Annotated in this window: 17 protein-coding genes; 13 read left to right on the top strand and 4 right to left on the bottom strand. The window is 31.5% G+C overall.

Translation table 11 applies throughout. The features are described from left to right. Positions 1 to 39: 39 nt before the first annotated feature. The 7 genes from B5D16_RS11365 to B5D16_RS11395 all read left to right on the top strand — a co-directional run bounded on the left by B5D16_RS11365 (position 40) and on the right by B5D16_RS11395 (position 7,100). Complete coding sequence (locus B5D16_RS11365; RefSeq protein ID WP_078767108.1) at positions 40 to 261, top strand: hypothetical protein; 222 nt, start codon at positions 40 to 42, stop codon at positions 259 to 261. 203 nt (positions 262 to 464) lie between these two features. After that, the gene (locus B5D16_RS11370; protein ID WP_078767109.1) at positions 465 to 1,802 is read left to right on the top strand and encodes a leucine-rich repeat protein; all 1,338 of its coding nucleotides are present in this window, start codon (positions 465 to 467) and stop codon (positions 1,800 to 1,802) included. A gap of 216 nt (positions 1,803 to 2,018) precedes the next feature. Further along, a complete protein-coding gene (locus B5D16_RS11375) occupies positions 2,019 to 3,155 on the top strand; it encodes a sensor histidine kinase (RefSeq protein WP_159444377.1) in 1,137 nt (378 codons plus the stop codon). Positions 3,156 to 3,157: 2 nt separating this feature from the next. After that, positions 3,158 to 3,868: a response regulator transcription factor gene (locus B5D16_RS11380; RefSeq protein WP_078767111.1), complete on the top strand. Its 711-nt coding sequence runs from the start codon at positions 3,158 to 3,160 to the stop codon at positions 3,866 to 3,868. A gap of 215 nt (positions 3,869 to 4,083) precedes the next feature. Further along, positions 4,084 to 5,259 carry an FtsX-like permease family protein gene (locus B5D16_RS11385; RefSeq protein ID WP_078767112.1) on the top strand — a complete coding sequence of 392 codons (1,176 nt, stop codon included), beginning with the start codon at positions 4,084 to 4,086 and terminating at the stop codon, positions 5,257 to 5,259. A 10-nt stretch (positions 5,260 to 5,269) separates the two neighbouring features. Next, positions 5,270 to 5,941: an ABC transporter ATP-binding protein gene (locus tag B5D16_RS11390; protein WP_078767113.1), complete on the top strand. Its 672-nt coding sequence runs from the start codon at positions 5,270 to 5,272 to the stop codon at positions 5,939 to 5,941. 1 nt (position 5,942) lies between these two features. After that, positions 5,943 to 7,100, top strand: coding sequence for an ABC transporter permease (locus B5D16_RS11395; protein ID WP_159444378.1), 1,158 nt, complete (start codon positions 5,943 to 5,945; stop codon positions 7,098 to 7,100). Positions 7,101 to 7,529: 429 nt separating this feature from the next. On the opposite strand, the gene B5D16_RS11400 is transcribed toward B5D16_RS11395, so the two are convergent. The 3 genes from B5D16_RS11400 to B5D16_RS11410 form a co-directional block, all read right to left on the bottom strand. Further along, positions 7,530 to 8,366, bottom strand: a complete 837-nt coding sequence (locus B5D16_RS11400; protein ID WP_078767115.1) for a DegV family protein — start codon at positions 8,364 to 8,366, stop codon at positions 7,530 to 7,532. 153 nt (positions 8,367 to 8,519) lie between these two features. Further along, a complete protein-coding gene (locus B5D16_RS11405; protein ID WP_078767116.1) occupies positions 8,520 to 8,834 on the bottom strand; it encodes an AzlD domain-containing protein in 315 nt (104 codons plus the stop codon). Between the two features lie 38 nt (positions 8,835 to 8,872). Continuing rightward, entirely contained in the window at positions 8,873 to 9,586 is a 714-nt protein-coding gene (locus B5D16_RS11410) for an AzlC family ABC transporter permease (protein WP_078767117.1), read from the bottom strand. A 197-nt stretch (positions 9,587 to 9,783) separates the two neighbouring features. On the opposite strand from B5D16_RS11410, the gene B5D16_RS11415 reads away from it, so the two are divergent. Then, positions 9,784 to 10,476: a PrsW family intramembrane metalloprotease gene (locus B5D16_RS11415; protein ID WP_078767118.1), complete on the top strand. Its 693-nt coding sequence runs from the start codon at positions 9,784 to 9,786 to the stop codon at positions 10,474 to 10,476. Positions 10,477 to 10,517: 41 nt separating this feature from the next. Here the strand turns inward: B5D16_RS11415 and B5D16_RS11420 are convergent, their stop codons facing one another. Then, a complete protein-coding gene (locus B5D16_RS11420; RefSeq protein ID WP_078767119.1) occupies positions 10,518 to 11,369 on the bottom strand; it encodes a helix-turn-helix transcriptional regulator in 852 nt (283 codons plus the stop codon). A gap of 311 nt (positions 11,370 to 11,680) precedes the next feature. Here B5D16_RS11420 and B5D16_RS11425 point away from each other — a divergent pair, with 311 nt between their 5' ends. From B5D16_RS11425 to B5D16_RS11445, 5 genes are all read left to right on the top strand, one after another. After that, a complete protein-coding gene (locus tag B5D16_RS11425; protein WP_078767120.1) occupies positions 11,681 to 13,000 on the top strand; it encodes an MATE family efflux transporter in 1,320 nt (439 codons plus the stop codon). Continuing rightward, a complete protein-coding gene (locus B5D16_RS11430; RefSeq protein ID WP_341465217.1) occupies positions 12,967 to 14,160 on the top strand; it encodes a family 8 glycosyl hydrolase in 1,194 nt (397 codons plus the stop codon). Before B5D16_RS11425 ends, B5D16_RS11430 begins: the two co-directional genes overlap by 34 nt. Positions 14,161 to 14,419: 259 nt before the next feature. After that, on the top strand, positions 14,420 to 17,275 hold the full coding sequence (locus B5D16_RS11435) for a clostripain-related cysteine peptidase (RefSeq protein WP_078767121.1): 2,856 nt from the start codon (positions 14,420 to 14,422) through the stop codon (positions 17,273 to 17,275). A 332-nt stretch (positions 17,276 to 17,607) separates the two neighbouring features. Continuing rightward, positions 17,608 to 20,838, top strand: coding sequence for a clostripain-related cysteine peptidase (locus B5D16_RS11440; protein ID WP_078767122.1), 3,231 nt, complete (start codon positions 17,608 to 17,610; stop codon positions 20,836 to 20,838). 85 nt (positions 20,839 to 20,923) lie between these two features. Further along, positions 20,924 to 25,336, top strand: a complete 4,413-nt coding sequence (locus B5D16_RS11445) for a S8 family serine peptidase (protein ID WP_078767123.1) — start codon at positions 20,924 to 20,926, stop codon at positions 25,334 to 25,336. Positions 25,337 to 25,349: the final 13 nt, after the last annotated feature.

The raw sequence follows: 25,349 nt of genomic DNA on the forward strand, positions 1-25,349 counted from the left end.
TAATTATCGCAAAAAATAAAAATACTGGAGAGTGGGATTATGGCTATGGATAATGTGTTTACAAAATTATTATTAAGAGTATTAGTTGCTGGTTATATAATATTTATGTCAGTTAAACTTCTAACTTCATCGGACACAGGCGATAATCAGACCGTATTTACAATAATTGCAATATTCTTTATATTTGCATCTGGTGCATTTATAGTATATGCAATATTGGATTATTTCAAAAAGAAAGATTCTAATGATAGTGATAATTAATACATATTGTTTTAATGAAGACCTCACAGAAATGTGAGGTCTTGTTTTTGAAAATTTTTTATGTTATGCTTGAAAATGTAGATATATGAATGAGTATTTATAACTTTGTAGAAATGTGATAAATATTTGAATTCATATTGATATGGGGAAGTAAATAATAAAATATTAGGTTTGTTTTACCTAGAATAGTAAGGAGGATTTTAATGAAAATCAAAAAGATTTTGGCAACTACGCTTGCCATGGCAGTAACGGTTAGTCCGTTTAATGGAAATTATGTAAAAGAGGTAAAAGCAGATTCTTTATCAGACAGATTGTATTTTGATAGGGATTTTGAATCTGAACTTGGACTTGATAACTCTGCTTACATTGATTACTTAAGAAAGTTTGATAAGGATGATAGTGGTTATCTAGATTTAGATGAACAGGCATCAATAAAGGAAATTAGTATAGTTGATGAAACTGATGGACACGGTAATATTACGATGTCAGCTGGAACTGTTTGTGAACTTAAGAATATTGAGAAATTTGTAAATTTAGAAAAATTACATATTAGTCATTGCAATGTTCCAAATATGGATCTTGCTAAGTGTAATAATCTTAAGGAAGTTTACATACAAAAATACATAGGAAGCTTTTCAATTAATGCTAGTAATATGGCTAATCTAGAAACATTTGTTTTAGGTGATATAATGGGTAAGGAATATACCCAGATTACATCAGTTGATTTTTCAAATGATAGCAAGTTAAAATCTGTTATGTTAATGAAAAATACTGATCTTGAAAAGGTTGATTTTACAGGTTGTAGCGCACTTGATGCTGCATATATAATGTTTGAATCAAAGATGACTTCTCTTGATGTAAGTGATTGTATTAAACTTAGATATCTTGATATTAGAAGAAATATAACAATTAATAAAATCTATGCTCCATCTACATTTAATGAGAAGAATCTTGCTCATAAGTGGGAGGAAGGCAAGGCTGGAAATAATGTAGCATTAGTAAGTGGATTTTATTATGATTTACCATGTACAGTATATTTTGGAAAGCCTGGAAACGAGGCAACTTCTAAAAAGTTTACTGGTGATCCAGCGAAAATAAATACTAACAATGGTTCGTCAAACTCATCTAATACAACACAAGTAAAAGTATTTGCTTATAAAAATAACTATTATAGAGTTATATCAGGTAAAGCAGTTGAATTTACAAGTACTGTGAATAAGAAGGTTAAATCGATTGTTATTCCTGCAACAGTAAAATATAATGGTAAAACATATAAAGTAACAAAGGTTAGTGATAATAGCGGTACATTTTATGATAATGTTAAGAAGATTACTTTTGGAAAGAACATCGCAACAATTGGTAAGAATTCATTCCATTGTCCAAAGTTAACAAAGATAATCTTTAAAGGAAAAGCTGTTAAAAAGATTAAAAAGAAAGCAATCTTAGATGTTAAGAAAAAGGTTAAAGTTAAAGCACCTAAGAAAGTTAGGAAAAAATACATTAAGTTACTTAAGAAATCAGGACTTAAAAAAGTTAAATAAAGATAATTAAGTGTCCATAGGTGTAGGCCTATGGACATTATTTATGTATTTTGATAAAGTATATAATTAGAAGATATATATGTATTGTAGACGACTTGATTATGTATATAATGAAAGGTTTAATTATATATAAGTGGTTAGATTATGGAAGAATATGCTGTAGAGAGTTTATTTAAAAAAGTTAATTGGTATATAAACATGTTCTCCATTATTATTATGGGATTAGTAGGAGTTTTAAATTCAAGCTATGCTATTACTGTAATTATGGGGCTTGTTTTGTTATGCTTATTAAACATAATATACTTTTATGATGGTAAGGCAATAAGCATTTATAAATATCTATATCTAGCAATGGCAATGATATGGGTTTATATTAATCCTATTTATTTTGTATTTGCTTTTCCAGTTGTATGTTGCCTGGTTTTAGGTATGGATGATAATAGAAGGTTTATTGTTTATACCTGTGTAGTAGATAGTATCACAATGATACTAATACTTTATTTAAATGATTTAAAAATAATATGGTCATTGATATTTGTACTAATTTCAATATGTGTTGTTTTGGTGGTTAATGTTATACATTATAGTGAATGTAAGTATATTAATCTAAATGTAAATATGGAAAAAGCAATGAAAAAACTTGCTATTGAAGCTATGAACGAAAAATCACTACGTGAAAAGATTGCAAGAGAACGTAATTTGGAATTAGAAAACATAAGATTATCAGAGAGAGATAGAATTAGTAGGGATATTCATAATCAGGTAGGTCATACCTTATCAGCAGCTGCAGTTACACTAGATGCTGTGGAAGTATTAATGGATAGTGATGATGTTGATATTAGTACTACAAAGGATAAAGTTAGTAAGGCAAATGAAAGAATACATGAAGCAATAGAATCCATTAGAAAGGTAGTAAGAACCATGGACTCCGATGATGATACCATAATTATGAGTGATTATATTGATTCATTAGAGGAACTTATTAAGAACTTTAAAATGGATACAAACATAAATATTATTTCTAATTTTGAACAGGTCCGTGATGATAGTAAAATAAGTATAGAAAACGCTGCATTTTTAAGTGGTGCTATTGCAGAATTACTTACTAATGGCGTAAAACATGGAAAGGCTAACGTATTTGTTATTGTGATGGTTAAAGATAATAATTTTCTTAAAGTTAAAGTTCAGGATAATGGAAAAGGTATAGAAAAAGAGGATGATATGCGTTTTAAGTTGAGTCAGGGATTTGGTCTTAAAAAGATAGAAGAGTATTTGCTAAAGCATGGTGGTAACATGAAGGTAAGTTCTAACGATGGATTCGATGTTGAAATGGAAATAGGAATAGAGGGGTAGATATGGAAATCAGAATTTTGTTGGTGGATGATGAACCATTACTTATAGAGAGTCTTGAAATAATATTAAATAATGAAGATGGATTTAAGGTGGTAGGTCTTAAGAATAATGGCAAGGAAGCTCTTGATTTTATTAGAAGTGAAGAAGTGGATGTAATGCTAGTTGATTTAAACATGCCGGTTATGGGTGGAATAGAACTTATAGAAGAAGTTAAAAAGATTAATGATAATATTAAAATTGTTGTTCTTACAACTTTTTATGATGAAAGTAATATTACATCAGCACTTAAGAATGGAGCTAATGGCTATATTCTTAAGGATTCGGGTAAGAGTGCTATTATAAATGCAATTACCCAGGCAGTATCTGGTAATGGTGTTTTGGATAATAAGGTTATGGAAAAACTTACTGGCTTACTTAAAAATAACAGTGAAACAGATAAGAATGAAAGCATTAGTGTTGATAAAACTAAAGAAGGAAATAATCACATAGGTAGTAATGAAAGTGAGGATGTGAATGAAATTATAAAGGATTTTACACCTAGGGAACTTGAAATCGCCAAGCTTATAGCGGATGGATGTACTAATAGTCAGATAGCATCAATTTTATTTATATCCGAAGGTACTGTTAAAAACTATGTTTCAAGTATTTATGATAAGGCGAATATTCATGATAGAACTCAATTAGTTATTTTTTTAAGAGAAAAAATAAGATAATCATGTACGTAATACGTGACTGTGGTCATATGAAAAAAATATGACTGCAGTCACTTTTGTTTTTGGATAAGAAAATATATATTTATAGTGTATTAAGAATAATTATACTGATTTAAAAATCAAATTAAAGTAATTATAAAGAGTGAAAAAAATTATAAAGAGTGAAAATTAATGATATAGGGAGGTATTAAAGATAGAATATCTTTAAAAATATTATGAAGAAGAATGGAAAATCAAAGCTTAGCCCATGGCCATATGTAAGGAATAATAAAAGAAGAATGGCAAGTTTAATATTAAGTTTGGCGGCATTTGCTGTAATGATATATATGGTGTGTTATTGCATTGATGCATCGTGTAAACCGTTTTATGAGGTTTGTCTGAATAAATATGATCATTTAAATGAGATTGCTATTAATTATGGTGATAGAATCAATGAAAAAATACAAAAAGAAAAAGAACAGAGTAATGGCAAGATGAGTGACAAGGAATATAATAGGCGATTCTGGGAGGAAGCATATAAGGAATTTGCTAAGGATAAGGAAAAGTTAAAAAAATTAGACCATGTGGATGATGTGCTTATGTATAAAAACGGATATGTAAATTATCAGAGTATCGCAGGTAATTATGGACATGTGGTTTATTTATTTGAGAGTATTGATGATATAAAGACTTATATGAATCATATTGATTTGAAAATTATAAAGGGGAGAATGCCTGAAAAAAGGGGAGAGATAGTAGTTGATAAGAAGATTGCTAAAAATCAGGGTGATCACTTATTAGATAAATTAGCTGAAGGATATGAGGTTGTAGGATATACAGATACTGATGATTATGCATGTTTTGGCTACGCCGTGGAAGATGAAAATAATGGTTGGGAATTAGTCCTTACAGATAAACGTGTTAGTGTAAAGTCAGATATAGAAAAACTTGGATTTCCTGTTTTATACGCTTATGATTATGATTCGGCTGAAAAGGATTTGGATACTGCAATAGGAAGTCTTGAGAACGTTAAATACGTGTTTACGATAGTAACAAATATTGTGTTATCTTTGTGTATCATAGTTGTATTGTCGTTTCACATATCGGATAGACATAATGAATGGTGCCTTATTAGTTCAATAGGTTTTTCTAAAATTGAAGTATATGTGATGGCGTTTAAGGAGTTACTGATTGGATTTGTAATAGCTTTAATAGTTGGACTAGTTAGTGGAATAGGATGTGCCTATTATATGGATAGGACCGTGATGGAAAATCTGGGAATTAGTATAGACTTATTTAGTGTTGATGCTATAGTGTTAATTATTTCAATGTATATATTAATGCTTGCGTTATGCCAGATACCATTATTTGTTAATTTAAATAAGATTACAACAATTGATGAGATAGAATAAGGAGTGGAATATGTTTGAATTTAAGGATGCAACAATGATATATGACATGGATAAAGATGATATGGTCTATGCCATGAAAAAGATAAATCTAAAATTACCTGATACAGGTCTTGTTGGAATAATTGGTCCTTCGGGAAGCGGAAAGTCAACATTAATGTATACTATGTCAACATTAAAGAAGTTAACTGAAGGTGATATTCTTTATAATGGAGTGTCTATTGTAGATATTAATGATAATAAAAGACAGCACCTAAGAAGGGATGAATTTGGATTTGTATTTCAGAGACATTACTTGGTTCCTTACATGACTGCTGTTGATAATGCAGTATTAGCAACAAATGCTTCGGTTTCAGAAAGTAAAAAGAAGGCTAAGAAACTTTTATTAGAAATAGGATTAAAGGAAAAAGAGTTAAATAAAAGACCTGCTAAATTATCAGGTGGTCAGAGACAAAGGGTTGCAATTGCTAGAGCCATGATGAATGATCCTAAAGTGTTATTTGCTGATGAGCCTACTGCTAGTCTTGATCATGAGAATGCATTTCTTGTCATGAAAAGACTTAAGGAATATTCAAAGGACAGACTTGTTATTGTTATTACACATGATATTAGTATTATAAAGGACGCTAACATGATTGTTGAGATATGGGATGGAGAAGTTTCTAATGTAAAGGAGAATGCATAATATGAAGCCATTTTCTGCATTGTACTATATAAAAAATAATTTTAAAAGAAGTATAGTCATATCTATTATGATGAGCTTTGTGATGGTATGTTTTATGGGAGGAATGTATCTTGATAACATATCTGAAAGCTTTTTTATTAGGTATGATAAACCAGCTGAATATGCTTGGGTATATGTTAATACATCAAATAATGGTGGGGATGAAGAGACTGGAAAATTTCGAAATAAAATAGATTCTTATTTAACCAAAAATGTTAAAGAATACATGGAGGTTGGATATTTAAATTGTCAGTATATGTCAATTATGGGATTTAATAATAATAGCGAAAGTTTTATATTCTATAGCGTTGAAGATTTTGAAAAGTATAAGAAATATACAACTGATTATCCTGATGATGTTAAACTTAGTGATGGCGAAATTCTGATGTCTGAACTACTTGCAAATAATATTGGACTAAGGGATGGTGACATAGTTCATTATGATAAAGATGCAGGTAAATGTCAAAGAGTAGGATCACACAAGGTTAATTCAAGTTTTGTAAGATTATATAACAGAGATTTAAAAGTTAAAATCGTAAACATGAAGGGAATATGGGTAGCAGCTATTGATTCCACATATAATAATAGTGATAATCTTTTATTTTTAGGTGGAACTGGTAAAGGTGTAGCAGATGATTTAAATAAGATTGCTGATAGTATAAATTCGGAATTTAAGAATGTTAGAGCTAGTACTAATGAGATTTTTATGAAAGATTTGGATCGAGATATTGGATTTATGTATTCGGTTCTTGGTCTTATAATTGGTGTAGTTTCAGTTGTGTTAGCAGTTACAATTAATGCAACAGTTGCTGCAACTTATGAAAAGAGAAAGTTTGAATTTTCAATCTATAAAGCACTAGGATATAATAAAAAGAGTATATTTAAAAAGGTATGCTCTGAAACGTTAATTATGAATGCTGCTGGAGTAATTTTGGGATGTGTATTCTGTGCGATTGTATTTGCTGTATTGAACGAAAATATGTATGAACAAGGATTCCACTTTTACTTCATCTCAGCAAATGGCATAAAAGCCGCCATCATATGTGACATATGTGTCTTAATACCTGTAATATTTTTTAATTACAGAAGAACAAATAAATACGATGTTACAGTATATTAAATGCCGATTGTATTATGAGCCTAAAGCCCAAGGGCTAAGCAGAATAATATTTTTTAGCACGGACCATTGCGGGTCTCAGCACTTAGTGAGTAAGTAGCAGTTTGATACTAAGATTATACTGTATAATAAGATATATTAATATAATTCATTTGCATAACGCGAAAGCGTTATGTAATAATAAAGAAGATAGGATAACTGAATGCTTGTATTCAAGTTATCCTATCTTTTTTATTATTATGTAATACTTGTATTATACGAATGAATTATATGATATATAATATATATTTATTATATGTAATATATACAATACTGCTGCTTACGAACTTAGTACTGCTAGGGGTAGCCCGCACTGTGCGAGAGCAGTGCCCGGGATGAACAATATATTCTGCTTAGCCCATGGGGCTTTAGTCGCTACATACTAATCGGCATTTAAAATGCTATGATTAGACCGAAGCGTTCTGCGTAGAATGAACAAAGACCACGGGTTGGGTGGATACTTACAGAAATGTTTGCCCAGGTTTCTTCGATGATTCCCTTAAGAGTTTCAGCAAGTTCTGAGTTTTGGCAATGAGTAATAACAACTTCTTTGCCGGAAAAACCAATATTTTTAATCTCATTAATAATTGAGTTTAATGCTTTTTTCTTACCACGGCATATATGTTTAACACCGATAGTTCCTTTTTCAGTTGCTTCACCAACACCGATAAGTCCAAGCTTATGAGCAACGAATCCAGCCATCTTATTCATACGTCCGTTTTTAACTAGATTATCAAAAGATGATAATGCAAATAATGTATGAACTGATTTTTGATATTCCTTTATTTTATTAGATACTTCGTCAAAATCAAGGCCCTCAGAAATAAGTTCATTTAATTTCTTTAAAATTAAAATTGGTGATGGGCCAGTTGATAATGAATCAACGATTAAAACCTTTTTATCAGGATTATCTTCTAAAATCATATCCTTTGCAGCAACTGCACTATTATAACTTCCTGAAAGAGAAGAAGTAATAGTAACCGCACAAGAATATCCTTCTTTTGAAAACTCATTATACCATGTTTCAGGTGATGGACAAGCAGTAAGGCTTGCGTTCTTGCTTGCATACATTGCATCGATCATTTCATCGAGATTAATGTTTTCATCATCGACATAATCAACCCCATCAATAGTCATAACAAATGGTACCGTTGAAAATTCAACGTCTTCACCTAAATTATCAAGTTTAAAAATATCACAACTACTGTCGGATACAATATTCCACTTCATAAATCAATTCCTCGTACTTTCCTTTATATACCCTTTAGATTCTATGTAGTAATTAATACCACATATTATCGTATTCGATATCATAAAGAAATTATATTATACTAAAACAACAATGTCAAATAAAAAGAATCCATGTAATGATCATGAATTCTTTTAAAATGGTATAATTAATTCGCATACAAAAACGGTTAAACTAGCAAGAAATGCAACCGTCATAAGCGAAGCGTTTCTAAGTGATAACATAACGGCGACGAAAAGACCGACACTAGCAGCAATGACACTGTTAGGTGCATAAAATATGGCTGGAATAGTCATGGCTGTTAGAACCGCATAAGGTATGTATGCTAAAAAAGATCTTATAAATTTATTCTCTATTTTGTTCTTAACAAGAGCAAATGGCAATGCTCTAATAAGATATGTTGATAAAGCCATTAAAAATAAATAGCAAAAATACGATTTGTTATTCAAAATGATAATCTCCTTACAAATAAGAATGAATGGAATGATTAATTAGTAGATGCATTTTCATCATCGCTAATTGGAAAGAATATAGCACCAAGAAGTGATGCAATGATTGCACATATACTAATAGCAATCCCGCCAGGTACCTTGTTAAGTAATGGCAGAAATTTAAATAAAGTACTAAATATCGCGGCGATAATAACTACAAAAACATAGGAATATCCTTTTTTTAATTCTGGAACAACAATGGCGACAAACATGCCGTATATGGCAATGCTTAGAGCGCTCATAAGTCTGTTAGGTAAAATGCTACCTAGAATCGAACCTAGAAGTGTGCCAGATGTCCATCCTATGTAAGGCATAATACATAAACCAGCAAAGAAAGATCTAGTAATTTCTTCTTCACTTATTGCCACTCCGAAAATCTCATCCGTAACAAATGCACCGAATATCCATCTCCATATTCCAGAAAATTTTTTACTTACTTTCTGTGAAAGAGATATCGACATAAATGAATAACGTACATTTATGGTAAATTGTGATATTAACATTTCAATGTAATGGCCAGGGTTTGTCATAATCTGAATACCAGCATACTGACCGGCGCTAGTAACGCAAAGCATAGATACTAAAACCGACTGCCATATAGTAAAACCAAGAGAAACGGCCATGATTCCAAAGGTAAAAGAAACCGATAAGTAACCAAGGCAAATTGGTATCCCGCTCTTGATTCCACGAATAAAGTTTTTATTACTCATATTTTCTCCAAAAATAATGGATAAACTATTTATTTATCCAAATTCATACCATGATATTATAGAGCAAATACTAATTAACTTCAAGGAATAATATGTAATAAATAGATGAAAAATATAAAGAAAAAGGTTATAATTGTTGATATGAGAAATCGTGGGATTTCGTATAAATAATATAAGGGAAAGTTTGAGGTTATATCATGGTTTTAACAATACTTGCAGTTATACCAGGAATAGTATTATTTTCGCTGGTGTATGGTCTTGATAGGAATGAAAAAGAACCTATGGGACTTATGTGGAAATTATTTTGTCTTGGAGCAATATCGGTAATACCAGCGGCAATAGTTGAGCTTATTTTAAAGAATGTTTATCAGAGTACATTTGCGTTTAATAATATTGTTTATCTTATTGCACTGTGCTATTTTGCAATTGGTTTAGCCGAAGAAGGAGGTAAGTACTTTTTTTTAAAAATGGCAACTTGGAAATCGCCAGAATTTAATTATACTTTTGATGGTGTTGTATATGCGGTGACAGTTTCGTTAGGATTTGCTGTGATTGAAAATATAATGTATGTTTTATCAACAAGAAGTTTTGGTGTTGCAATTATGAGAGCTTTATTATCAGTTCCGGGCCATGCTATGTTTGGTGTATATATGGGTACATATTATGGAATAGCAAAATTAAGTGAAAGTTATATTAATACTGCAGGTAGGGATAAGAATTTATTTAGAGCATATGCAGCAGCTGTGTTTATTCATGGTACATATGATTTTTGCTTGATGACAGGACAGGTTGTTATAGTAATTCCATTTTTGATTTTTGAAATATGGTTTACATTTCATACATATAAGAAATTGAAATTATTAGCAGGTGCAGATAGAAGAATACAGTAGATGATAAAAAACAGTAGTAATTACGATACTACTGTTTTTTATTATAGAGATTTTCTGTATTGTAATGGCGGCATGCCAAAAAGTTTGCGAAAACTTCTTATAAAATAACTGATGTTACCAAATCCGGAAGAAAGTGCAACATCGGTGATAGGAAGCTCAGTTGTTTCTAAAAGTTCACGTGCCTTGTTTAGGCGCAAGTGAAGAAGAAACTCACTATATCCAATATTAAAATGTGCTTTAAAGTATCTTGATAAGTATTTTTCTGACATATGGAATTCCTCAGCCATTGTGGTCAGTGAAATATTTTCAGCATACTTACTTCGCATATATTCAATAAGATCTTTTTGTAGAAGCGTCTCATTTTGTTTCGAAATTTTATATAATGGATGCTTATATGTATATAAAAGTTGAAAAATCTGAAGCAGATATATTCTTGATTGGAAATGATTTTTTGCTTTATTGTGGTCTAGTAAAATTAGACTATTTATGATCATTCTAAATTCCCGTATTAAACTTTTGTTTTTAACCTGATGCTCATATTTTAGAGCTCCAACTCTTAAAGGTTTTGTTAGGTTTTCTTCTAAAGTATCATCCGTTCTAAATGAAATAAATTCAAGTGGGAAAAGGATAGTATAGAATTCAGCTTCATAATTCTCTGTTCCTATATAGTGAAGTTCCCCTGGATTAACTAAGAAAATATCACCTTCATTACCAACAAATGTTTTATCCTCAATGTTAACTTTTACGCCACTTCTAACAATATATATAATCTCAAAATGCTCGTGCCAGTGTACTGGTATTTGATACATTCTTGGGTTATTTTTTATATGATATTGAACATAACCATATTCTTTAGTTCCGTGTGGAACGTTTTCTCTTAAATCTATTCGCATCTAGGAACCTCCGTATATTTTGATATAAATAAAATCTGGAAACTGTGTTAAAAACGGTTAATGAAAGTTAACATAGATTATACCATAAAAGTAGAAAAAGTGCAATTTTAAGTGAAAATAATGCAAGAAAAAGGGGTATTCTGATGTTAAAATTGAGAAAAAATGAAATTAAGTTTAAACCTAATTACGTCTCATTTATCAATGGGAAAAAAAGAGAGAATAAAAACCATTTATAAAACCAAAATATTTATAAAACAAAAAAAGAAAAAAGAAAACTAGGAAATTGTATTTGTAAAAAAGAGGATTAAGAGATGGCGCAAAGGAAGACACTTAAGCAATTGTTTATTCCGATAACCATTGAACTGCTCTGTTTTATGTTAGCAGGCATAATTGATACGCTAATGATCTCCTCTGTAAGCGATCAAGCAGTCGGAGCAGTTGGCACGGCTAACACCTACTTATCTGTTTTTGTAATTTCATTTTCAATAATAAGTAGTGGTGTTATTGCCGTAATGACTCAGTTTATAGGTGCCGGTAAAAAAGGAATTGCTTATCAGGCAAGACAGATAGGGCTTGTCTTTAACTTGTGTATAGGTGTTGCCCTTTCTATTTTTTTGTTATTTTTTTCTAAGAATGTATTAGAGATAGTTGGAATAGCAAGTAATTTAAAAGGATATGCAACTACGTATATGCAAATTGTTGGTGGTGGTTGTTTTGTTATGGCCATTATACCAATTTTTGGTAGTTATTTAAGAGCATTTGGATATACTAAAGAGCCTTTATGGGCAACATTTTCGGCGAATGTTATTAATCTTGTATTGAATGCTGTATTCTTATATGTATTTCATATGGGCGTTGCAGGTGTTGCAATTGCTACACTTATTTCAAGAATAGTTAATGCGGTTGTTGTTATGGTTGCATCCATTAAGATTAAACATAAAGAATATAAGGAAAGAACTGGTAATCTTAAGATATTACTTATGATTATAAAAGTTGGACTTCCAGCAGCGTTAGAAACTGCATGTTATAATGTTGCAATTACAATGGTTATTAAGTTCTTAAATTCAATGGATCCAGATGGTATTAATGTTACCGCTAGAGCTTATACTACCCAGGTTGCAAATTTCTCATATTGTGTGGGATGCGGTTTAGCTCAGGCTAATTCAATTATGACTGGATGGTTTGTAGGATCTGGAGAATATGATAAATGTGATTTTCAAACAAGAAAGGCAGCAAGAATTGGTATTATTATAGCTGCAATACTTGATGCAGTATTTGCTATAACAGCTGGATTATATATGCCGCTGTTATCTGATAATAAGGAAATAATCGATTTAGTTCAAAAATTGTTATTTATAGATATTATACTTGAAGTTGGAAGAGTTACAAACCTTGTTTATGGTGGTGCTCTTAAGACTAGTGGGGATGTATTCTTCCCGTTATATTGTGCAATAATAGTTATGTTTTTAGTGGCAGCAGGTGGTTCCTACTTATTAGGAATAAAGTTAGACTTGCTTGTAATAGGAGCTTATATTGCAATGGCTCTTGATGAGTTCATAAGAGGTGTATGTGTCATGATTAGATGGCGAACCGGAATATGGAGAAAGAAAGGCTTGGTACTAAAAGCATAGAGCATATGCAATCTAATGAAAGGATGGATATGTTAATGATCGAATACAAGAATTATCTTAACGAATTCGGTGTATCTGATGAAGATGCAAATAAAAGACTTAACGAGATTTTTAATACTCTTTTTTACGGAAGTGAAGAAGAGAGAATATATAAACCTGTAGACCCTGATATGGGTATTATGATTGATACAGGTAACATAGATGTTAGAACAGAAGGTATGTCATACGGTATGATGATGTGCGTTCAGTTAGACAAAAAAGAAGAGTTTGATAGACTATGGAAATGGGCAAGAACATATATGTATATGGAAGATGGCCCAGGGAAAGGTTATTTTGCATGGTCATGTAAACTTAATGGAGAAAAGAATGCATATGGTGCAGCTCCTGACGGAGAAGAATTCTTTATCCTGGATCTGATTTTCGCTGGAAACAGATGGGGCAACGGTGAAGGCATATTTAATTACCATCAAGAAGCTAAAGATCTTATGCACGACGTTATAAGAAAAGGAAGCGATGGTAAGCCTGGATTCCCAATGTTTGATAGCAACACCCACTACATAAAGTTCGTAGACGCTGTGAACTTTACAGATCCGTCATATCACCTCCCTCATTTTTATGAGATATACGCAGAGTATGCGTACGACGAGGATAAGGAATTCTTCCGTGAGGCTGCTATTTGTAGTAGAGAGTATTGGAATAAGTGTTGTCATCCAGTAACTGGTATGTCGGCAGAGTATGCAGAGTATGATGGAACACCACATAATAAGGATTATGAGATTTTTGGTGGAAGACATGATTGGTTCTATTCGGATGCATACAGAACAATTCTAAATATTGCACTTGATAGTATATGGTGTGGCAAGAGAGAGGATTCAGTCAAGATAGCAAATAATCATGCAACTTTCTTTAACAAGGCATATGAAGAAGGTACTTGGGATAATATCTTTGAACTTGATGGTACACCACTTTCAGAAAAGGTATTACATCCAGTAGGACTTCTTGCAACAAATGCAACGACAGCTGTGCTTACAGAAGAAGGTAAGCCATGGCTTAAGAGATTTATAGAAACACCACTTAGAGATGGTGACAGAAGATACTATGATAACTGCTTATACATATTTGCTTATATGTTATTAAGTGGTAGTTATAGAAAGTATTAATTAAGTTAAAACCCTCATCTTAAATACAAACAAAACAACCTGGTATCATATCATTTGCTATGTATTAGTATTTTACTAATATATAGTAGGTGGTATGTTACCGGGTTGTTTTATTATGTGGAAAAATAGTTTGATTATTCTTACATTTTTGTAAGGATAATCAATTATAAATCAATGGATATGTAAGGTTTAATAATGTTATTATAACCATGTTGCACAATAGCATGAAAAAATTAAGAGAAGAAAAAGGAGGGATTATATGATTAATCTAAAAAAGAAAGCTATTAGCTTAATGAGTATGGCAACACTAGCGACTATAACAATTTTGGTTCCAGTAAACACACCAGTTTATGCAGAGAAAGAACCAATTAAAATTGAGAAAGGGAATCAGGATGATTGGACAATCGGTATTTACATGTGTGGTGCTGATTTAGAATCAGAAAGTTATGTTTCAACGTTGGACTTTTTCGAAATGCTTGATGCAAAAGTGCCTGAGAATTTTTCAGATAATGTAAATATTGTAATTCAAACAGGCGGAGCAAGAAAGTGGCATTTTAAAGAGGAGTATACAACGAAATTATTAAGGGGAGGTTTTAGTGAAGAGGAAATAAATCAGATTATTCCAAAAGAGATTGATGAAGGAAAAATACAGGAATATAAAATTAACTTCCAACATAAGTATAGGGATGATGAGGGAAAGATAAAAACAATTCCTGCATTAGAGTTTATAAAGGATGTTGCAGATTATTCTGATTATGAAGAATTAACAGAAGAAGATGTAAATGATCCAGGTTTTACAAGTATGGGAAATCAAAAATATTTGGAGAGTTTTATTAATGACTTAAATAAGAATTTCCCATCAGAACATAGAATGCTTGAATTTTATAATCATGGTGGCGGAATTACAGGTGGTGTATGCTATGATGAAAATGCAGGAGATGATTGCTTAACACTTAAAGAAATTTTATCAGCTCTTGATAATACAAAGTCTGATGAATTAGGTAAGTTTGATATTATTGGATATGATGCATGTCTTATGTCAAATTATGAGACATTTAATCACTTATCAGCATATGCTAAGAATGCAGTTGGTTCACTTACTGCAGAACCTGGTGAAGGATGGTATTATACATCATTTATTGAAGATTTAGGAAAAAATTATAATAACGAAAAATTCGATGGCAGAGAATTATCAAGTAGTATCGTTGAGGCATATAAGGATTTTTATAAGACAAATGGAATTGTCGATGAGATGATGAATGAAGGGAGTGTAACGTATTACGGAAGTAACTTCTATGATGATGCTGTTCTTGCAGCAGTTGATCTTGAAAAGTTAAATAAGACAATTCCAACATTTAATGAGTTATCAGATAATCTTATTAAACTTTATGGTGAAAGAGAAGGTACAGACTTTATTCGAAAAGAGATGGAAAAAGCAGTAGTTTTTTATAATTGTAATATTTCAGGATTTGATAAATTTTTAGACATAATTATTGAGAATGCAAATAATAGAATTAAAAAATTTGAAGGAAGCAATGAGGGATTTGATCCTCATACAGTTGAACTATATAAATTAGAAAAACAGCAGGCAGAAAAGCTTAAGGAAGATATTAAAAAGAGTGTTATTAATTCATATAATGGACGTGAAGGTAATAGAGCTGAAGATCTTGGTGCTATGTCTATATTTTATCCTGATTATATGAAGACTAGTTCAAAAGTGGCATTATTTACTTTAGATGAATATCCAGAATATTCACTTAATGGAAACTATACTTTATACACATATTATACTGCTTATGAGAATGGGTCTATTATAAATGATCGTGTAAAGGCGCAGATGAATTTAGATACTAAGGAAAATATATTTACAATAGGTTTGCCTGAAAAAGAAGCGTTATATAGTGATATTAAAGGAGAAAAATTCATTGAAAAAGATGGAAAGTATTATGATGTGATGCAGTTACCAGCTGACATTGGAATCAATGTAAGAGATTATACAGTTAAATATAAATTACACGATTTTCATTTTGAAATGAATGGAGTACCTATTGCTGTTGTACGTTTGGGCGGTTTAATGGATGTTGGAGCAAATTCTTTCGTAACATATATTTGTGATGGTGAACTTAATGGTAAGATAGGTATCTTTAGTTTCGCATATGATGATACAAGTAAAAAGTATATAATTAATTATTTCATGGACGCTGAAAATGAAGAAATTATTAATGTTAAAGCAGGTGATACTGTAGGATTTGCTGCTGAAACTTATAATAAGTTAGATAGAAACTTTGTAGAAGGTGAACCGGAAATTAAAATGGAAAAGTATGTAATGCAGAAGTCTAATTTTATAGAAATTGATGGAGAGAATGCATGCGTTTTACCATTAAATGAAGTTAAGGATAATAATGCAAATAATGTAACATATTATTTTGCAGCAATTCATGATTATGCCTTTGTTTTGCTTGGTGAAAAAAATGTAGAAGATATTGATATGGATATTGTTACATTTAATTACAGCAAATACAATGAATACGCAAATGCAAAGGTAAGTATTTCAAATGATAAATTTGAACTTACTGGTGAAAAAATTGAACCAGCAATCTTATTTGATGACAAAGCTGATAAATTCGTAAAGGGTGTTGATTATGAAGTAACATATGAAAACAATCTTGGACTTGGTAGAGCTAAGGCAACAATTAAGGGACTTGGTGCATACGCAATGTTACCTGAAAGAGTTGTAGAATTTGATATTGTAAAAGCTAAGGTTGTTACAGCAGAAGGTAAGGAAAAAGTAGTATATAAGACAGTTGTAGTAAATACACCAAAACAGGTTAAGGTTAAGACTCTTAAGAATGATAAGAAAAAAGCTTTCACAGTTAAGTGGAAGAAGATTAAAGGTGTTGCTGGATATCAGGTTAAGTATGCTTATAACAAGAAATTCACTAAGGGTAAGAAAGTTAAGACAATTAAGAATGCAAAGAAGACTTCATTTACAATTAAGAAACTTAAGAAGAATAAGACATATTTCGTAAAGGTTAGAGCATATACAATTTCTAAAGATGGTAAAAAAGTATATGGTGACTGGAGTGAAGTAAAAACTGTAAAGATTAAGAAATAAGTTTTAAGGATGTGGTTTAGACCACATCCTTTTTTTAAGATTTTATTAAGAATAAAATGCTTGATTGATAACGGACGTTATAGTATAATTTTTAGTTGAAAGGTAACTGTTACAAAATGGAACGTATTAATTAGGGGTATTTCGATAAAAATGGATACGAAATTAATAGTTATCTTTTACACATGAAAAATTTATGGTTGAATACTAGATTCAATTTGAAAAAACTATGAGGACGAAAATTGAATAGGGGATTTATTCGTAAAGGATAATGTGTAAATGTTTTCGGTAGATAAAAAATCGAAATACTCAACATTATTTTTTAGGAGGGAATTATGTATAATTTCAAAAAAAGACTGATCAGTCTTACCAGTGCGGCAGCACTTGCTGTAACAGGTTTTAATGTACCTAGTATGCAAGTGACATCTTATGCCGAAGAGGCTCAAAAGCCTATCGTACCAGCTAAGGCAAGTGGCTGGACATTTGGTTTGTATTTATGCGGCCAGGACCTTGAAGAATGGAATGGTAGCGCATCAGCAGACCTTTTGGAAATTCTAAAGGCAGATGTTCCTGCAGGTTTTTCAAAGAACAATAATATTATTGTTGAAACAGGTGGATGTATGGGATGGCATTTCCAGGAAATCTACACTGATTACCTTAAGGAGGAAAAAGGCCTAAGTAGAAGGGAAATTGCTCAGGTTATTCCTTTCGAAATCGAAGAAGATAAAATCTCACAGTATAAGATTAATTTTGAACATGAGTATGTTACAGATGAAGGTGAAGTAAAGACAATTCCTGCACTTGAATTTGTAAAGGAAGTTGCTAAATATGACATGGATTCTTCTAAAGATGAAGCTTCAGATGGAGATGAGGATATCGATCAGCTCCATGACGGTGAAGATATGTCAAGAGAAGCAGATGGAGAAGTAAAAGAAGATGAAGTTAAAGGTGCTGACATGGGTAATAAATATTACTTGAAAGCGTTTTTAGAAGATCTTGATAATAATTATCCGGCTGAACATATGGCACTTGATTTATGGAACCATGGTGGTGGTATCGTAGGTGGTGTATGTTATGATGAATATTCAGAAGATCCTATCACATTAGGTGAACTTAAGAGTGTTCTTTCAGATAGAGCTGATGAAGGTTTTGAAAAATTAGACATTTTAGGATATGATGCATGTCTTATGTCAAGTTATGAATCATGGATTAATTTATCAGCATATGCTGAAGTTGGTGTTGGTTCATTAACATCAGAACCTGGAGATGGATGGTATTATACACCATTTATCGAAGACTTAGGAGCAAATTATGCTGATGAAAAATACACAGCTAAAGAATTAGCTTCAAGTATTGTAGATGCATATAATGACTACTATAAATATGATGGTATTCTTATGCAGGAAGCATATGATGAAGAAGAATACACAGAAAGTGAATATGCTAAGAAAGTATTAGGCAGAGAGAATGACTTAGAAGGTGATGGCAAAGTTGATGAAGAAGAAGGTACAGAGTACGATGAAGACTTCATAAAAGAAGCTGAAGAATACTTATCACCAGCTATGCTTTGTGCAGTAGATCTCGAAAAGCTTGCAACATCTGCAGTAGAATTTTCAGCATTTGCTGATGAATTATATAGAGCATATGCAGATGAAAAGGGCCTTAAGACTATTTTTGAAACAGCTACAAAAGAAGGTGGCGTTGAAGAAGGCTATGAAATTGTAGAAATTTCAAAATTATTAGATTCAGTTTCAAAGGTTGCTCCTGAAAGAAAAGCAGAATTAAAGGATTCATCAAATCCATATCATGCAATCGCTGTTGAAGCATATGATAATTTACTTGGTAATGTTGATACTTTAAAAGAAAAAATTGATGCAAGTTTAATTAATGCATATAACGGTTGGGAAGTTAATAAATTTTACGATTCATTAGGTATGTCATTATTCGTTCCTGATCAGTATGCTGGTAGTAAGGTTGCTATGTTTGCAGCTGAAGAATATCCAAATTATTCAATTGGTGAAACATATGCAAAATTAGCATATTTATATGGTAGTGGTTTAGCTCTTGAAGATATTGCAAATAAGAAATTTGATACAACATATAACTATGATTTAACAACAGGTACTTTCTCAGTAAGTATTCCTGAAGAAGATATGTTTAGTGTAGATTATTTAAGCGCATATAACTATCAGACTGTAAATAATAAAACATACTTAACAAATACTGCAATAGTAGATACAATGTGGGATGAACTTAATGTATTAAATTTCACACCTGATTATGGTTATTATACACTTGGTGATGATAAGCCATTATATGCTACAAGCTCTGAGGATGTTTATGATGGTGAAAATGGTAAATGGGATAATCATTATAAATATATTAGTGGTTATTTAAATGATACATATGGTTCATTTGAATTTACTAAGGATTCAAAAACAGGTAAGTATGTATTTAGTTACTTTGAAGAAGCTGAAGAACCAGATAATGTTGTAGATGCAGAAGATAAGGCTAAATTCAGAAAGAACATGATTAAGAAGGCTATTAAGCGTCATAATGCAAAGCATAATCTTAAGTCAACACGTGAAGATGATATCTTTACTTTATTATTCGGTGGTTTCTTTGGTGGCGTTGAAACTTTAAAACCTGGTGATGTTATTAAGTTAGAATCAGCAGTTGCTAGTGAAGAAAAATATTTAACTGATGATTATGAAGACGTTCTTAAATATGATTATTCAAAAGAATATGTAATTTCAAAGAACGATAAGGTTTCATTTAATAATACAGAATATGATGCAGATGGAGATGCGGTTGTAACTGATAAGAAAGTATATACACCAAATCTTACATTTAAGGATGATAAGGGCATTACAGATAATTTATTATTAGGATATGATGCTTGGGTTGGATACAATGAAGAAACAGATAAATATATTTGTAATGTAGATTATAAAACTTATAATGTTGAAAAAATCAAAGCATTTGCTGATTTGAAAGTTTCAGTTAAATCAAAAGAATATACACTTACAGGTGAAGAAATTAAGCCTGAATTAATCTTTAATGGAAATAAGGGTAGCCTTGTTGAAGGTAAGGATTATGAAGTATCATATGAAAACAATATTGGTATTGGAACTGGTAAAGTAGTAGTTAAGGGTCTTGGTCAGTTAGCAATCATTCCAGAAAAGGTTGTTGAATTTACTATTTCAAAGGCTAAGGTTAATGAAGCAACTAAGGAAAAGACAGTATATGTTACAGTAGTTGTTAAAGAACCTAAGAAGGCAGTTGTTAAGTCAGTTAAGAATAACAAGAAGAAAGCTTTCACAGTTAAGTGGAAGAAAGTTAAAGGTGCTACAGGCTACCAGGTTAAATATGCACTTAATAAGAAATTAACTAAGGGTAAGAAAGTTAAGAATGTTAAGGATGCAAAGAAACTTTCACTTACAGTTAAGAAACTTAAAAAGAATAAGACATACTTCGTAAAGGTTAGAGCATATACAGTTGCTAAAGATGGCAAGAAAGTATATGGTAAATGGAGTGATGTTGAAAAAATAAAAGTTGCAAAATAGAAAATATAGGGCTGTTTATACAGCCCTTTTTCTTGTATAATGAGTAGTGTATAAATAAGAAAGGAAGCTGTTAGCAGCGTGAATTATGAAGAAGTTTAGTAGTATTGCATTGGCGTTGTGTATGGTTGTATCTAATACGCCAGTTTCTAATTCTTTGGTTTGTGCGAAAACTACGGAGGCGAGCACACAGAAAGACCTTAAGGGGAAATTAGAGAAGTTTAAGGAAACACAGAGTGTTCAAAAGGAAAGAGACAAGAGTGAAGAAAAGGTAGTTAAGGAAGTAAATCCGAATGAGACAGTAAGGATCATGGTTGAATTTAAAGATGAAGCTGTTAGTTCGGATTTTAAAAAGTATAACAAATTAGCTAAACAGTCAGAGAAAAAATCTTTAAAGAAACAGGAAAGCTATGTTAAGCAGATTGAAAAAATCACAGGAACTAAGTGTGAAAAGAAGTTTGCATATTTAATTAATGCGATTAGTATTGATGCTAAAAGATCACAAATAGATAAGATTAAAAAGATTGAAAATGTAAAGAAAGTTTATGAAGCTAACACATACGAGGCTCTTATGAACGACGCAGTGGATGAAGGTCGTGTAAGACAGGTTTGGGAGGATTATAATCTTCCATTAGATGGTGAAGGCATGCTTGTTTCTGTAATTGATACAGGCGTAAACTTTAATCATAAAGACATGAGACTTGATAGTGGAAAAAAGGTTAAATATACTAAGGAGCAAATGCAGGAAAAAATCAAGTCTTTAGGACGTGGTAAGTATATAAATGATAAGGTGCCATATGCCTATGATTATGTTGATAGCACTAATGATGTGAAGATTGGTACTACTAATCATGGATGTCATGTAAGCGGTATTGTTGGTGCTAATAAAACTAGTTCAAACGGAGTCGAGGGTGTATGTCCAAATGCTCAGGTTATTTCAATGCAGGTATTTAATTCAGAAGGCGAATTTAGTTTGACTGATGATGTGGTTATGGCTATTGAAGATTCAGTTAAACTTGGAGCAGATGTGATTAATATGAGTCTTGGAACTCCAGGTGGTTGGACAGAGTCAGATCATTTAATGATTGAAGTTGTTAATGAGGCTGATAGTCAGGGATGTATTGTTTCAGTTGCAGCAGGTAATGAATATACATCAGTTACAGCTTATGCTGATAGATATGATAATCCTTATGGATTAAAGGATATTGCAACAATTTCAACTCCTGCAGCAGCAGTTAATTCTCTTTCAGTTGCAGCTTGTTATAACGATAATGATAAGCTTGATTCAGATACTCCTAAGATGGCAGAGTTTTCATCATGGGGACCTACAATGGAACTTCAGATTAAACCTGAAGTAACTGCACCAGGTAAGAATATTTATTCAATTGATAATGGTACGAATGACTATATAAATATGAGCGGTACATCTATGGCTGCTCCATTTGTATCAGGTGTGGCTGCACTTGTTAAGGAAGGAGTAATACGTAATAATTTAAAGATTAGTGGTGATGAGTTATCTGATTATGTTAGATATGACATAATTAACACAGCAGCGCCTCTTATGGATCAGACATATGGAAATGGTGAAGATCCATATTCAGTTAGACAGCAGGGTAGTGGTTTGATTAATGCTAAGGCTGCAGTTGATAACAGGGTTATAGCAACATATAAGAATGATGCAACAATTGAACTTGGAAATATTAAAGAAGGTACAACTTCAATTCCTATTGAAATTAAGTTAAAGAATTATGGCGATAAGGATAAGACATATAAATTAGAGGATTGTCCAATCTATACTGATCTTTGTGGAACAAAGTATAAAGCTGAAGATGAAATAGCTTATAAGAATAGTTATAGTTTAATTCAGATAGATGGTGGTAAGATTGCATTTGCTGCAAATAGTGTTACTGTAAAAGCAGGAAGTGAAGCTAAGGTTAGTGCACAGGTTGTAATCCCTAAGGATATGAAAGCAAATCAGTACGTAGAAGGTTTTGTTAAATTAAATGGAGATATTCCACTTAATATGCCTCTATTAGGATTCTATGGCGATTGGGAGAGCGTTCCAATTTTTGATGCACCAAGTAGTGATAAGAATTCAGTGATGGGCAGCTTAGGATTAGATTCTAGATATTGTACATCGAATAATGATGATGTGCTTGGTCTTACATATAAGATTGAGGAAGGTGCGGAAGTAGCATATGTTGATGAAAATAAAACAGCTATTTCAAATAGTTTAACATCAATGTATAGAAAGGCATATCCAGTATTTACATTATTAAGAGGTTCATATAAGACAAATGTTTCTGTATATGATTCCAATGGAAAACTAGTTAAAAATTTAGGTAGTCTTCCACGTCAGATTAAATCGATGTTTACAAATGCCAAATTCGCTGGTCCAAGTGAAGTATCAAGTATGTCCGTTGCTGGCCTTGGATGGGATGGCACAAAGTATGATTATAAGACAGGTAAGAATGTATCTGTTAGTGATGGAAATTATTATTTTGAAATTACTGCACAGATTACAAAGAATGCTAAGCAGCAGAAGATTAAGATGCCAATTAGAGTGGATTCAGTAAATCCAAATGTTGAAACAAAGTACGAATATAAAAACGGCCGTTTTAATATCTACGTTAAGGCAAGTGATAACTTTGCAATTTCACCATATGTTGAATTAAAGTTTACTTCACCTAGCATATCAGATGAAGTTAGTACATATAATTTAGATACAGATTTTGTAAATGATACAAATGGTTTTAAAAAGTTATCGATAAAAATGCAGGAGCCTTTATATTATTCAATTAAAGTTAAGGATATGGCGGGAAATTATATCTTTAACAATCCTATAAATAATAACATGGGTTCAATTGATCCTGAAACTGATGATGATTTATTAGCACCCTCAGTTAAGACAACATTTTCTTCAGGTGCTGTAAAGAAGTATGAAAGTTATCATGGAGTTACAAATGGTGATGATGAAACATCTCTAGCAGCAATTTTATCAGGTGCTCCATCTGATATGGATATCTATTTTGAAGTTAAGGATGATTCAGCGTTGTTAGATGAGGAAGAAGCTGAATATTATGGTATTGAACCGATAATGTTTGCGTATGACAAATGGGTTGAAAATCCTAAGAATCCTAATAAGATGGTGTCAGAGAAGAGTTACAAGACAGCAGAAAAGGTTGGTACAAATAAATATAAGGTTCATCTTAGTGCTGATGATATAAAAGCTGGATATGAATACGGAAGTCATGGACTTTTATTAAATGATACATTTAGTGCAAAGTTCATTGCTATTGATGAATATGCAAACGTGAGAACTTTATATATTAATATATATGGAGCAAATAGCGACGAAGATTATACTAACGAACTTCATATGTATAAGGGTAATCCTATTATGACTGAAAATGGTGCCCTTGATGCAATTGCTGATTTAACATCTAAGGGTGATAAATATATGTTTGTAGGTATCATTGAAGGAATAAGTGCCGATAGTGTAACCGTAAATGGAGCAAATGCAAAATTCGTTCCAATAACAGGAAGTAATTATGAAGAGTATGATCAGATTTCAGTATTTGGTCAGGAAGTTACATTAAAGCCTGGATATAACGTAATTCATGTTGAAGCATTTAAAACTATTTCAGGAAAGAAAACAAAAGTTGGTGAAAAGTACTTTGGAAGAATTATATATAATGGTAAGGGTGCAGATCTTGTAATATCAGCAGGTGAAACACTAAACCAAGGTGTATATGAATGTCAAAGTAATAAATTTGTTTTTGAAATATATGTTAAGTCAACAATGGATTCATATTGCGTTAAGGTAAATGATGAAGTTATTTATGATTTTAATGATATTGCACTTAGTAAGAAGACAAATGATATAAGGTATGCTTACAATATTGAAGGTAGTAGAGTGAATATTGTTACTGTTACTACATGTGATTTGTGTGGTAATGTGATTGAGAAGAAAATTAAAGTTAAAAATGTCGGTCCGAAAGTACAGAAAAACATTAAGAATACAAAGATAAAAGTTGAGTCTAAAAAGGCATATACAGGAAAGAAAGTAAAAGCTAAAGTGACAATTGTTGATGGTAAGACTACATTAAAGAAAGGTGTGGACTATAAGCTTACATATAAGAATAATAAGAAAATAGGTAAGGCTACGGTTGTTATTAAAGGTATAAAGAAATATACAGGAAGCATAAATAAAACATTTAAGATTGTTCCTGGTAAGGTTAAGGTAAAGAAAGTATCAAAACGCTACAAAGGTGCTATTACATTTAAACTTAAGAAAGTTAAAGGTGGCGTAAAATATGAGTATTACTATTCAAATAAGAAAAAAGGTAAGTATAAGAAATTTGCCACAACAAAGAAGTTAAATCTTAAGACAAAGAAGCTTAAGAAAGGAAAGAAGTATTTTGTTAAGGTAAGAGCATTTAAGAAGGTTAAGAAAACAAAGTACTATGGAAGCTTCAGTAAGATTAAAGTAATAAAATAAAGATTAATGGAGA

Origin of the sequence: Eubacterium uniforme (genome assembly GCF_900167115.1) — a bacterium.
GTDB lineage: Bacteria > Bacillota > Clostridia > Lachnospirales > Lachnospiraceae > Eubacterium_S > Eubacterium_S uniforme.